The sequence below is a fragment of the Alkalihalobacterium sp. APHAB7 genome (assembly GCF_048323755.1).
Taxonomy (GTDB): Bacteria; Bacillota; Bacilli; order Bacillales; family Bacillaceae_F; genus Alkalihalobacterium.
In genome coordinates this window covers 232,341-244,989 of sequence record NZ_JBLWFS010000004.1, presented here as the reverse complement: position 1 = coordinate 244,989, position 12,649 = coordinate 232,341, and the positions used below count along the sequence as shown (strand labels likewise).

At 34.5% G+C, this 12,649-nt stretch carries 10 protein-coding genes and 1 tRNA gene; 2 read left to right on the top strand and 9 right to left on the bottom strand.

From position 1 onward, the window contains the following. Nucleotides 1-4: 4 nt before the first annotated feature. From ACNSTQ_RS06705 to ACNSTQ_RS06690, 4 genes are all read right to left on the bottom strand, one after another. Entirely contained in the window at nucleotides 5-634 is a 630-nt protein-coding gene (locus ACNSTQ_RS06705; protein WP_418199079.1) for a TetR/AcrR family transcriptional regulator, read from the bottom strand. A 636-nt stretch (nucleotides 635-1,270) separates the two neighbouring features. Further along, nucleotides 1,271-1,462: a hypothetical protein gene (locus ACNSTQ_RS06700; protein WP_418199078.1), complete on the bottom strand. Its 192-nt coding sequence runs from the start codon at nucleotides 1,460-1,462 to the stop codon at nucleotides 1,271-1,273. A gap of 30 nt (nucleotides 1,463-1,492) precedes the next feature. Beyond that, nucleotides 1,493-1,945, bottom strand: a complete 453-nt coding sequence (locus ACNSTQ_RS06695; protein WP_418199077.1) for a YaiI/YqxD family protein — start codon at nucleotides 1,943-1,945, stop codon at nucleotides 1,493-1,495. A 494-nt stretch (nucleotides 1,946-2,439) separates the two neighbouring features. Further along, a tRNA-Val gene (locus ACNSTQ_RS06690) sits at nucleotides 2,440-2,515 on the bottom strand. 438 nt (nucleotides 2,516-2,953) lie between these two features. Here ACNSTQ_RS06690 and ACNSTQ_RS06685 point away from each other — a divergent pair. Beyond that, the gene (locus tag ACNSTQ_RS06685) at nucleotides 2,954-4,228 is read left to right on the top strand and encodes an ATP-binding protein (protein WP_418199076.1); all 1,275 of its coding nucleotides are present in this window, start codon (nucleotides 2,954-2,956) and stop codon (nucleotides 4,226-4,228) included. Nucleotides 4,229-4,448: 220 nt separating this feature from the next. After that, nucleotides 4,449-5,102: a glycoside hydrolase domain-containing protein gene (locus ACNSTQ_RS06680; RefSeq protein ID WP_418199075.1), complete on the top strand. Its 654-nt coding sequence runs from the start codon at nucleotides 4,449-4,451 to the stop codon at nucleotides 5,100-5,102. Nucleotides 5,103-5,241: 139 nt separating this feature from the next. On the opposite strand, the gene ACNSTQ_RS06675 is transcribed toward ACNSTQ_RS06680, so the two are convergent. From ACNSTQ_RS06675 to ACNSTQ_RS06655, 5 genes are read right to left on the bottom strand one after another with little or no spacing between them, the layout of a single operon-like run. Continuing rightward, complete coding sequence (locus ACNSTQ_RS06675; RefSeq protein WP_418199074.1) at nucleotides 5,242-8,109, bottom strand: ATP-binding protein; 2,868 nt, start codon at nucleotides 8,107-8,109, stop codon at nucleotides 5,242-5,244. Then, nucleotides 8,099-8,470, bottom strand: coding sequence for a response regulator (locus ACNSTQ_RS06670; RefSeq protein ID WP_418199073.1), 372 nt, complete (start codon nucleotides 8,468-8,470; stop codon nucleotides 8,099-8,101). The genes ACNSTQ_RS06675 and ACNSTQ_RS06670 overlap by 11 nt, the downstream gene beginning before the upstream one ends. A gap of 18 nt (nucleotides 8,471-8,488) precedes the next feature. Next, complete coding sequence (locus ACNSTQ_RS06665; RefSeq protein ID WP_418199072.1) at nucleotides 8,489-9,907, bottom strand: glycosyltransferase family 2 protein; 1,419 nt, start codon at nucleotides 9,905-9,907, stop codon at nucleotides 8,489-8,491. Beyond that, a complete protein-coding gene (locus ACNSTQ_RS06660; protein WP_418199071.1) occupies nucleotides 9,900-10,946 on the bottom strand; it encodes a HEAT repeat domain-containing protein in 1,047 nt (348 codons plus the stop codon). The genes ACNSTQ_RS06665 and ACNSTQ_RS06660 overlap by 8 nt, the downstream gene beginning before the upstream one ends. A 2-nt stretch (nucleotides 10,947-10,948) precedes the next feature. After that, nucleotides 10,949-12,559, bottom strand: a complete 1,611-nt coding sequence (locus ACNSTQ_RS06655) for a diguanylate cyclase (protein ID WP_418199070.1) — start codon at nucleotides 12,557-12,559, stop codon at nucleotides 10,949-10,951. Nucleotides 12,560-12,649: the final 90 nt, after the last annotated feature.

Genomic DNA, 12,649 nt, shown 5'->3' with positions numbered 1-12,649 from the left:
CCTTCTATTTATAAAAGCAGTCTTTTAACACCATTAAGCAGTGATCAATCTTTTCTATCGTCTCATCCAGATTATAATTCTCAATTGATATATCCTTTGCCTTATTCCTCTCTTTTTCAATAACACCTTCCATTGTCCAAGTAATCACTTGTAAGGCTTTGTCCACTTCTAGATCTCCTTTAAACTTGGATGCATCAATGTTTTTAAAAAAATCATTTACATTAGCAGGATTAAAATTCTCTTTTCTACCTTGCAGTTCAACTACTACTTCTTCTGCTTCTTCAAAATAAGCGGACATGATAAAATTTATGATTTCAGGAAATTGACGCATCAGGTTAAACTTTAATAAGGCCATATTCCGCCATATTTTTATAACGTCCGTTTCCGTATATTCAATTCCTGCATAAAACTCATCATTTGCTATTTCCACAGCTCTATCAAATAAATATAAATACAACTCTTTTTTATTTCTAAAGTAATGAAAGAGAAGCCCCTTTGAAATACCAGAATCTTTTACAATTTCATTCGTAGAAGCCTTTTTATATCCTTTATGTGCAAACTCTCTCATAGCAGCATTTATTATCTTTCTTTGTTTAAATAGATCGATATCAAAAAATTTAGAGTTAATTATCATCAAGCCCCTTCTTATTTGATTATCACCGGCTATACAAAGATATAATGGTTGACCACTTTGTACAAGGTAGCTATTTAATTTATAGTCTTCATCTTAAAAGAGTATACAAATTTAATGTAGTCAAAATGTGGTCAAACGAGTTTGAAGAGGAAATTGTGGTCAATTAGATGAACTGTAATTACAACAACCTCCCTTGCGTAGCAAGGGGGGTTGTTGTTTTATTTGAACTTCTGGTTCTTGTAAAATAAGACAGTAAAGACTATTTGCAAACATATTGCAAACCTTTAGTGGAGTAAAGTGAGAATCAATAAAATGGTAATTCATTAAACTAAGTTGTAAACGATAATTGTGATGAAAATTAAAAACTAAACTCACTTATAATTTTAATGAAATATACTTAACATAAAAAACCGCGTGGATATTTATTATAATCCACGCGGTTTAAATTTATATTGTTTTCTTAAAATAACTTGAAGTTCATTCTTTCACAGAGTTAGTAAAAGTAGAGGTTGTTTAAATTCGTATTATCGTTGTACTATGCAGCAACCTACTTCATATTTAGGTCACTAACTTTATCCACTAATAATCATCAAACATTTATATCAGGTTTTAGTAAGTATAAATAGAATATAGAGTCTACTTTTTGGGCTGATTAAGTGCTTGGTAAGCTACCTGATACTTTCCTCCATCCGCAACTTCTGAATGGTACAAGGCCTTGAGGGCATTGTTTTTTTCAAGACCATGCTCAGCTTTCAGTTCTTTAAAACGTGTATGCAGTTCTTTATTTTCCTTAATTAGTTGTTGCATTTGCGATTTTATATACTTCAAGATATTTATCTCCTTTCTGAATCTCTGAGTTTAGCCTAATTTTTCAAGAGAAATAATCTGTTTAAAAAGATCCCTAAATTGCTCCCGGTCTTCTGTTGTGAAAGGCTTTGGTCCCTTTGTTCGCTGTCCACTTTTTCTAGCCATTGCACTTAAATAACGTGTTTGTAATAATTGGTCGATATTATCATTTGTATATCTAAATCCTTTTTGATGGAGGACGATAACTCCTTTTGCTAAACCAAGCGACGCAAGACCATAATCTTGCGTCACAATAATATCTCCTTTTTCCACTAACTTCACAATCCGATAATCTGCAGCATCTGCTCCAGAATCAACATAAATGGTTTCCACTCCTGATGGCTGTTTTGCATTAGAAAAGTGAGAAAAACTTGTAACAAGGATAACCGGAATTTCAAAATTCCTTGCTTCAGAAATAATAATATCTTTCACCGGACAAGCATCTGCATCCACAAAAATTTTCATCTTTCTCCTCCTGTTAAGAAGTTAGACTTACTAATTAACTTAATCTTTTTCAACTATAAAAGGGACTGGTGACTTTTGTTTAAAAATAAACAATATATCTTCCTTTTTCTGTATTTTTATATCCTCATATTATACTTTATAGAATTGTGTTGGCAAATGGTAGTTGGATGTAAATGCCCACATTTGCTAAATCATCTGCTTTTATAAAAAATTAATAAAGTTTCTAGGGCTTAGAACTAATATACTTGATTAGAGTAGTTGTTTATTGCACAGTATAACGTCTACTATGCTTTAAAGACCTAAGATTTTCTCATTCAACATTTCTGCTCCTGATTTTAATATTAATTTTCATTTAATTAATATAAACTGATATAAAAATTTAATGTGGTCAAAATGTGGTCAAAGCTAATTTGAGGAGTTAATTGTGGTCAATTAGAGGAACTGCAAAAACAACAAAACCCCTTGCTACGCAAGGGGTTGAACAATTATATGTATGGTGACCCGTGGGGGGCTCGAACCCTCGACCTCCACCCTGTCAAGGTGGCGCTCTCCCAGCTGAGCTAACGGATCATGAGTCATAATTATTAGCGACAAAATAAATATACTACATATGTGCTGTGATGTCAACTCCTTAATCAATCGTCCTTTCTAATAATAAATTCCTTTTTTCTTTGTCACCCTCTCTCCCCACTTTCCTTTCATGATCCTCTATAGCAACTATTAAAATAAAATCTATAAATAATACTGTTGGAAACCGTTAATTTGGGGCTCATCAGGAACTGAAAGGTTGAAGAGATTTATCCTGAAATGAACGAGAAAATGTATTTCCTCATATAATTTAGGGTATTTTTTCAGAAATAAGCCCAAAATCAACAATACTCTTTAACAGCGCTAATATAAAAATAATTTTACTATCACTGTAAAATTATCATAGATAACAGCCAGAAAAAGGTATATTATTAATAAAAAGGTAAGTACTTTTCCCTTTTCAGCAAGGAGGAACAGCATGTGGGTATCGAGGAACTTCTACTCAATTTTTTATTTATTATAGTTACTATTTTTTTCTATCAATTTTTCTTAGTTGAAAGACTTCAACAATTTAAAGTTAGCGTACAACCGCTTCTTATTGGTGTCATTTTCAGTATCCCTGCTTTTTTTTGTATGCTGTTTCCATTTTTAATAGGGAACCATCTATTTTTTATTGATATGCGAGCTGTTCCTTTAATACTTAGTTACCTTTATGGCGGCTTACCTGCTGGAATTGTGACGAGTATCCTAATTATTCTTTCTCGTTTATTTCTCGGTATTAACTATGGCCTGTTCGCATTTTTTATTATCGAATGTATTATTTTTATTACTATGATCTACCTTCTTCCATTCTATCGTAAAGGAAGCTTTAAACAGAGATTAATATATGGAACGATTTTTTCATCTATATTTGCGATGATTATCGTTACTTCAGGGTTATTCCTTTTACATATTCTTGATTCTGTAGACATCGCTGAGATTTTTCATTATTATACACTAGCTATCTTGTTTATTACCTTTACTATTTGGGGAGCTATTTATTTTATAGAAAACCATCAACGTCATATGATCTTAAAAAGTGAGATGGAAGGTATGGAACAAATGAAATTAGTCAGTGAACTCGCCGCGTCCATTGCTCATGAAATCCGAAATCCAATGACGGTGGTACGAGGTTTTATTCAAATGTTCCAAAGTGATGAAAAAGTAGATCCCAAAAACAAAAATTACTATGATATTATGCTTAAAGAGTTAGATCGTGCCCAATTTATTATTACTGATTACCTCTCTTTAGCTAAACCTCAAAAAGAACAAGAGGAAACTATTTACATTAATCAGGTCGCTAGTGCAGCAATTGAAGTTATTACTCCATTTGCTAATTTGAATTCTATTTTTGTAGATAGCAAATTCCAAGACGAGCCCGTAATCTATGGGAATGTAGGCAAGCTTCAGCAATGTCTAATTAATATGTTTAAAAATGCTATTGAAGCCATGCCTAATGGCGGGACACTATATGTTTCTACCTCTGTTAACAAAGACACAGCGGTTATCGAGATAACCGATACAGGCATCGGAATGACAAAAGAAGAGTTAAATCGTCTCGGAAAGCCTTTTTATACGACAAAGTCTAAGGGAACAGGGCTTGGAATGATGGTTTGTTTCAGCATTATTTCTAATATGGAGGGTTCCATTCTTGTTGATAGCAACGTAGGTTCAGGCACTACTTTTCAAATCGTAGTTCCTTTATATGACAATTAATAGTACTGGTTCTTCAAAACAACCAATTAAAGCGCTGACATTTATTTGTCAGGCTTTTTTTACGTTAGTAAATTATCAATCAGCGAGTTTTCTTTATCTTTTCTGCTCGTATTTATTTTTATCACAACACTTCACTAGTCATAGTACAACACTTTCACCGATATGATATAAAATAGATGTTCTTCGATTGAAGATCGCAATAGAAGTTAGGAGTGATTCAATGGCGAGAAGTATTTGGGGTGTAGATTCAGCTGCGGCCGTAACTCCTGCCTTATATGATTGTGTCCTTGAAAACTTTGGTAAGCCTGCATATTGGGGCAGATACTTAACGACCATACCGAATGTAAGTGATGGTTTAACTACAGAAGAAGTCCAAAGGTTAAGAGGAAACGGAATTAGAGTCATGCCCATTTACAATGAATTTTTAGAAGCAGTTGGCTACCGTACGGGAGAAATTACAGCTGCTAATGCAATATTCCATGCCAGAAGACTTGGCTTTCCTACCGGTGTTCGAATTTTCGCTAATATTGAAAATTTTTTCGATGTCGATGAAGCATGGATCCGCGGTTGGGTAGACGCCTTTTATCCAAGTGGTTATAAACCTGGTTTTTATCACGATCCTGTTGAAGGACCTTTTAGTGAGGCGTATTGTACCGCTGTTGCCAATAGTGAACGAGTGAAAGTCCAGTCTGTTCTATGGAGTGCAGAACCAGAACCTGGAACGACGACGAAACAAAATCGTCCCCAACGTTTTACGCCTGCTAAACCACCGTGTGAAGCTAATGTATGGGCATGGCAATACGGCCGCGATGCCGAAGAATGTCCCATTGATACTGTCTTATCTGATCGACGTTTGTATGATGATATGTGGTAATTACATTCCTATATTAATGCACGAACCAACATGATGTGTACCAACTCTAAAAAAACAAGAAGAAGGCTGACTTTCGTTTCGAAGGACTTGTCGCACTTGGAAAAATTCATTTATTCGAATAGTCAGCCTGTTGCAATTATCAATCTTTAGAATTCTTTGGAAATAATATTTGTCCTTCTTTTTTACCTTGTATAATTGTTTTTAGTATGACCGTTGACAGCTCATTAGGTAGGTAAGGTTTTGTTAGATAATGCTCTACTCCCAGAGATATACCTTTTTCTTTTTCATCAAGTGCCGATGAAATGATAATTGGAATGTTCTCTGTATCGCGTTTATCCTTCATTGCTTGTATAACGGCCCAACCGTCTATGCTATGCTCGAGCATTATGTCAATAACGACAAGTTCCGGTTTTTCTTTTGTAATGAACTGAACTGCTTCTTGTCCATCTTTGACGTGAACAACTGCAAACCCTGTCTCTTCTAGCTGCTCTTTTAACAAAAGCGCTAAACTATTATCATCTTCTAATATAACGATAAGTGGTTTATTATTCTCTTGAATTTTATGAAATTCTTGTCGGGGTAACTCACACTGATATAGCGGAAATGACACTGTAAATGTACTTCCTTCACCTTCCACGGATTGAACGGTTATATCTCCGCCATGAGCATTTGCTATTTCTTTTGAAATGGCAAGCCCTAAACCCGTACCACCAATCTTTCGACTAATTGTGTTATCCACGCGGTAAAATTTTTGAAACAGGTTATTTATTTCTGATTGTGATATACCAAGTCCGTAATCTTTGACATCGATATAAATGTGTTCATAATCATTTCTAAATCGTACTTCTACATTACCGCCCTCTGGTGAAAACTTTACTGCATTACTTATTAAGTTAGTAAACAATTGAATAACCTTTTCTTCATCAGCGTAAATCATTAAAGTCTTTTCTTCCTCTTCAATTATAAACTTCCGACTACTATGCTGTTCTTGAAAAACACTAGCCACATTATTTACTAGCTGAACCATATCAAATAATTGTTTTTCATACGTTTGCTTCCCTGATTCCATTCGTTGTAAATCTAAAAAGTCATTAATTAAGTTTGTTAGTCTTTTGGCTTCTTTATGGATCGTCTGCAAATATTTCTTTTGTCGTTCGGGCTTCAAATCTTTCGTTACCATAAGTTCTGTAAATCCTAGTACACTAGCTAGCGGTGTTCTTAATTCATGGCTCACCGTACTTACCAATTCTGACTTCATTACATCTATTTCATGCTCAACCGTTATATCTCGGTGTACAAACAATGTTCCTATCTTTTCCTGGTTTCGGTAAATAGGTTCCGCATACATTTCTATTACTTTTTGCTTTGGTTCATTAATCATATATCGGATTACTTTGTTTTCTAATGTTTGATTTACTAATGACATCTTGACAAACTCAATGAGTTCTTTTTCTTTATTTACAACGTGAAATAAAGAACTTGTCCAATCTTCAAGAGGTTTTGACAAAACGTGTTTCCCCTCCGCTGAACATTGGAAGATCTCACATAGCTTTTGATTGACTTGAAGAAGTTTCCCGTTCTTATCAACCAGTTGAATTCCTTCATTTACATTATCAATAATATCTTGATTGAGCTTTTGATTTCGCTCTACAGCTTCAAACATTTTTAGTTTTTCAATCGAGAGTGCAGCTTGACTCATTAACGAAATAAAATCTTCTTGATCTTTTTGGGTAAACTCATACCCTACTTTTGTTACGATGTATATGGCTAATAGTTCCCCTTCACTTGATAAGACTGGAACATATAAATCATAGCTAAATCCATTATGATGATGATAGCTGTCTTCACTTGGAGCAATGCTGCGTTTAGACGGATGAATCTCTTTTGTTTCTTTAAGGCGTACAGCAACGCCTTGATCAATATGACGAATAAACTGTTCTGCACCTTGTTGTGAGACACCTATGGAATAAAAGTCATACCTTGAATTCATTAATACAAACATTGATTTATCAGTATTAAACAACTTGTCTAATTCTGTTACGATCATTTTCAGTAATACGTCTTTATCCAGTGTTCCAGTTAATGAAGAGACAAACCTATGATATAGATCTAACTTTTTTTCACTTGCTTGAGTATCTGCCAACAATTCCTTCAACTGATTTTGTTGGTCTGATAATACTTCTTGCTGGGCTAAAAGCTCTTCATTTTGTGCTGTTAACTCTTCCTCTTTGGCTTGGATATTGCGTACCATAGACTCAAATGATCTTGAGAGAGTTCCTATTTCATCAAGACGATCGCTTTGTACAAATGTGACTTCTCTTCCTGCCGAAACATCTTCTGACACGACTGATAATTGATGAAGAGGCAAGCCAATATCTTTTACAATTTTTCGCACTGCAATAGAAATTAATAGAATAACAAATAAAATATACCCGAAAAATACCCAATTAATCTGATGCATCTTCGTTAAAAATTGCGCTTCTAACTGGTTTAATTCCTTTTTATATTGATGCACAAAACTACCCATCAAACCCATCGTTTGATTAATTAATGCGGTTGTTCCATTTTCAGCTATTTCTCTTATTCCTTCATAATTATCCGCTTCAACATGCTGCCTCACGATTGGAATGACATTGTTTATATAATGATCAACAAATGAATGGAGTTCTATAATTAACTCCTGTTCCTCTCTCGAAAGATTATGCTGTTCTAATTGGACAATTTCATATAATAATTTATCTCGTTCTTGAAAAATCGCTTGGTATTCTTTCATATTTTGGATAGATGCAAAACCTCTACCATGAAACAACATTAATTGTAAGTGTTCTTCTATACTTTCAATCACTTCTTTTTTACTATTTAACTCTTCTTTTTCTCGAAAATATTCATCTTGCACCTGTTGAGTTAGTATGTTTATTAGTAATCCACCTGTTAGAATTAATACTAAAACAATAATAGCTATAGCTGTAAACCTCCGAGAAAGACTCTTCTTTAATTTACTGATCATCTAAGATTTCCCCTACTAAATCAACTAGTTTTAATGGACTAAATGGCTTAGCTAAAAAATAATCAGCCCCGGCCTGCCGAGCCATTTCCTCATCCTTTTGCTGGCTTTTTGCAGTAAGCATAAGGAATTGCAATTCATGCTTATCATCCATTTCCCTTACTTTTTTGATCACTTCTACGCCACTATATTCTGGCATCATATAATCAATAATAATTAAGTCGTATTCGTTTTCTTGTATAAAATTTAAGGCTTCTTGTCCATCTTGAACTTCCTGAATCTGATAGCCCTCATCTTCTAAAGTATCGACGATTAACATTCTTAAAACATCTTCATCATCGACAACTAACAATTTCTTCGTCAATTTCCTCACCTCATGTTTTTAGCTTGAAATCCCTTTACGCGTCATATCTCCCCAATCTTTTTTCTTTCTTAGAATATGGATAAAACCTTCTAGTCTCCAGAAAACTGTTATTGGCCTGTACCAAAAAGCTTCTGTTAGTGCATAAAAAAATAAACGAACAACATCCATGACTTCTGGATATTTTCTCAAACTCCATTCTTCCAACAAAACAGCGCTCATTGACAACAATGATCCGTATAAAAACGCCAACGTAAATAACAACAATGCCAATTCGATATTTAACACTCCAAATACTAAGCCCAAAATAACGATAAGATACCCTAAGAACTCAACGATTGGTCCTAGCAGTTCAACAAACAAAAAATAAGGCAATGATATGAAGCCGACTTTACCGTATTTCGGTCGAAAAAGCATTTTTTTATGCAACCATAGAGACTCAAATAGCCCTTGATGCCAACGTCTCCTTTGACGTCTTAATACAGCTAGATCTTCTGGAGCTTCTGTCCAACAGACAGGATCTGGCACATAGACTATTCGTTCGTTACTTTTTTCTTCTTTAATCAAGCGATGCAGGCGAACGACCAATTCCATATCTTCACCTACAGTATTTGTTAAATACCCCCCTGCTTTAATAACTGACTCTTTATGAAAGACACCGAAGGCTCCAGAAACGATAAGTAAAAGATTGTGTCGACTGAGACCGACTCTCCCCATAAGAAATGCCCGAAGATATTCAATCACTTGCATGATAACGAGTGGCCTCTTAGATAAGCCGACACTCATTAACTCCCCTCGCTCAATTTTACAACCATTGGCGATACGAATACTTCCTCCTGTTGCAATGACTTCTTGGTTTGAGTCAATAATAGGTTTCATGACCTTTAAGAATGCATCACGCTCTAATACTGAGTCTCCATCTAATGAACATACATAAGGATAGTGTGAAAGGTTCATTCCGGCATTTAAAGCATCGGCTTTTCCTCCATTCTTCTTATCAATTAATAATAGGTTGTCGTGCAGTTTAGATTGATAAATCGCACGGATTTCTTCTGTTTTTAACCTTGATCTCACAACTAACTCTACTTTTTTCATTTGAAATCGCTCGATCATTACTTGCAGCGTTTTATCTTTTGAGCCATCATTTACGACAATCACTTCATATTCAGGATAGTTCATGCTTAGTAGGGAACGAATGCTGTTGTAGATCCCAATTTCTTCATTATAAGCAGGCACAATTACTGAAATGGGTTTCGTATCTGCTGATTGAAGAATATCTTCATACGTTTCTTTTTGATTTAACCCAAACCCTTTTCGTAATTGTTTAGCTGATATAATTAACATAACCACATAAAAAGAGATGACAAAAAACATATAAGCTAAAACGAAAAAGGCAACGATTGTAAGGACAGTTGATAATATAATTTCCCAATCACTCATTTACCGTACCTCCAATCCATTGCTTCGCCATATCTCTTGCGAAAGGGTCTTCACTCGTTTCCAGTACATGCGACAAAATCATCTCTCCATCCTCGTAAGTTGCGAGAGCCTCGCCTGCTCCATTTCGTACCCACCAATTTTCATCTGATAATAACCTGACTAAAGTAGGTTTATCACGATCTTTTTTTAAAGCCGACGCTAGTTTTGTAAATAATAACCTTTCTTGAAATATAGTTGAAGCCGCAAATTGTTGTACTAAGTTGTAATCTGAAACTAGACCAATTTGCGCTAACCCTTTTAAAGCTTTGAGTCGAATTTCTAAGTTACTATCCCTTAAGCATTTTTCTAAAAACGAAACAAACCGAATATCACGCTTTTCACCCATGAGTTCAATGGTTGCCGTTTTTAAAGGAGTAGATATTACAGCAAAAGCGTTAATAAACTGTGAAAACTCTTCTTCATCGTACCGTCTGAGAATTTCTTTATATAAAAAGTAAGGCAAATCATGTTTTTCATACAGTAGAAAGCTGCTTAGACGTTGTGATTGCAATGATCCAAGGGTTCTAAGGATTTGATATTGCTCTTCTATTTCATCAACACCGAGTTGGTATTTGTTCCATAATTCATCTACAAACCGGATTAAATGGAAATCTTCAATACGGTAAAGAGCATTCATTCGTAAACTCCAGCGTCGATGATTTAATTTACTACGAATATAAGCTTCTAAGTATTTATTTGAAATATGAACAACACGTTTTTTCACTTCATCATCACTAGCAACTTCAATATATTCTTCAAGCAGCTCCTCAATAACTTCGTATGAGTCGTTGTCTTTCAAACCTCTAGAGATTTGTAGATCATCTCCACTTTCTAGGTAAGAATAAATTTCTGCTTTCAATTTTTGTTTAATCTGCTTTTTTCTCAATCCTGTTTTATGATCTCGTAATTTTCGAAGGATTAGATAAAAGAATAGTACAAATAGAAGAATAAGTAACACGACATTAATTAAAATGATTGTGAAGATATCAACCGTAATCAACTCTATACCATCCTTAACAGTAGGCGCCTAACCCTAGCTTTCAGTTCAGCAACACTAAATGGCTTTGTTAAATAATCATCAGCACCTAATTCTAGTGCTTTCACAATATCTCGTTCGGTCTTTCTTCCTGTCAGCATTAAGACCATAACGTTCTTTTCATTGGAATGCTGACGGATTTTTTGTAACACTTCTAATCCATCCATCCTTGGCAGGACGCCATCTAATATAATTAAAAATTTCCCGTTTTGCTTATGCCAGTCTGATTGCAAGAAAGATTCTCCTTCACGGTAAGCTTGGATGTCAATCATATAATCTAATAAGCTTAATTTGTTAAGTTGCTGGGTAACAACATCACGAACAATTTCATCATCATCAATGACTCCAATTCGGACTATTTTCTCAACTGATTGGGCTTTATGTTGTGCATTATAAACCGCTACACCATTACGTCCTTTTTCCTTTATTTGATAAAGTGCTTGGTCTGCTTGATTTATATACTCTTCAGCCGTTAATTTGTCATCGGCAATTTCTGTGATACCAGCTGAAAAAGTTACTTGAAAACGTTCATCATTAGACCAAAATGACTGCTTCGAAAAACCTTTTAGTAACCTTTGCGTTACTATTTTCGCTTGGTCTTTTTTAGTTTGGGGTAATAGTAAAATAAATTCTTCCCCCCCATACCTAATAAAAAAATCAGCATGTCGTTTATTTTCCTTCATAAACATAGATAAACTTCGTAACACTTCATCACCAGTAATATGACCATATGTGTCGTTTATTTTCTTGAAATGATCTAAGTCAATGAGAACAATACTAAAAGGAACTTTACTTCGTTTATATTCTTGGAGCTGTCGGTCCATCTCCATAGTAAAAAACTTTCGATTAAACGTTTCCGTTAATTCATCTATTAATATGGCATTGTGAATCAATTCTTTTTGATACATTCGATTTTTTACTCGAGCAAGGAATTCATTTATCTCAATCGGTTTTTCAATAAAATCACTTGCTCCTCTTTCATATGCTTTTATCCGTATTTCCCTGTTAGGATCTGTTCCTATTAAAATAACAGGGGTGAAAGAATGATAAGATTTATTAACAATCAATTGAAGTAAATCAAGACCACTCCGGTCAGGTAAGTGAACACCTAAGATAACACAATCGGGCTTTTGATCGTAATATATCTTTAATGCTTTTTCAGCAGTTAAAGCAGGTAAAACAAGATAACCTTGCTTTTCAAGTTCTTTTTTTAGTGAAGTTACCATATCAATGTCGTCATCTACAAGAAGGATTAAAGAAGAGTCTTGTTCATGGCTATTAGTTGTTGCCGCATATACTTCTTCAGCTTGTGTTTTGGAAGTGTTTAACAGTGGAAATAAATCCTGCATCAACATCCCCCATTCCTCACATGTCCAAACCTTTCCATCCGTTTCATCTAATTGCTCAAGAATTATTTCAGCTTCATTCGTTATCTCAAAGAGTTCTATTGATGCAGCCGTTCCTTTTAATGAGTGAAAAAAACGATATAACTCTTTATTCTCTACATAAGATTTTGTTTTCCATCGACTAATTGTGTCTATACTGCGTTGTAATAATAATTGTTGATATTTATTCATGCCCTTTTCCTCCGATACGAATGAAACATATTGATACATAAAAGATAAGTGCAAACCAATCCAATAGCTTTTTAAATTACAATTCCCTTT

Excerpts from the sequence above, each read along its gene's own strand:
- ACNSTQ_RS06705 (WP_418199079.1), bottom strand. The coding sequence starts at position 634 with ATGATAATTAACTCTAAATTTTTTGATATCGATCTATTTAAACAAAGA.
- ACNSTQ_RS06655 (WP_418199070.1), bottom strand. The coding sequence starts at position 12,559 with ATGAATAAATATCAACAATTATTATTACAACGCAGTATAGACACAATT.
- ACNSTQ_RS06665 (WP_418199072.1), bottom strand. The coding sequence starts at position 9,907 with ATGAGTGATTGGGAAATTATATTATCAACTGTCCTTACAATCGTTGCC.
- ACNSTQ_RS06695 (WP_418199077.1), bottom strand. The coding sequence starts at position 1,945 with ATGAAAATTTTTGTGGATGCAGATGCTTGTCCGGTGAAAGATATTATT.
- ACNSTQ_RS06680 (WP_418199075.1), top strand. The coding sequence starts at position 4,449 with ATGGCGAGAAGTATTTGGGGTGTAGATTCAGCTGCGGCCGTAACTCCT.
- ACNSTQ_RS06675 (WP_418199074.1), bottom strand. The coding sequence starts at position 8,109 with ATGATCAGTAAATTAAAGAAGAGTCTTTCTCGGAGGTTTACAGCTATA.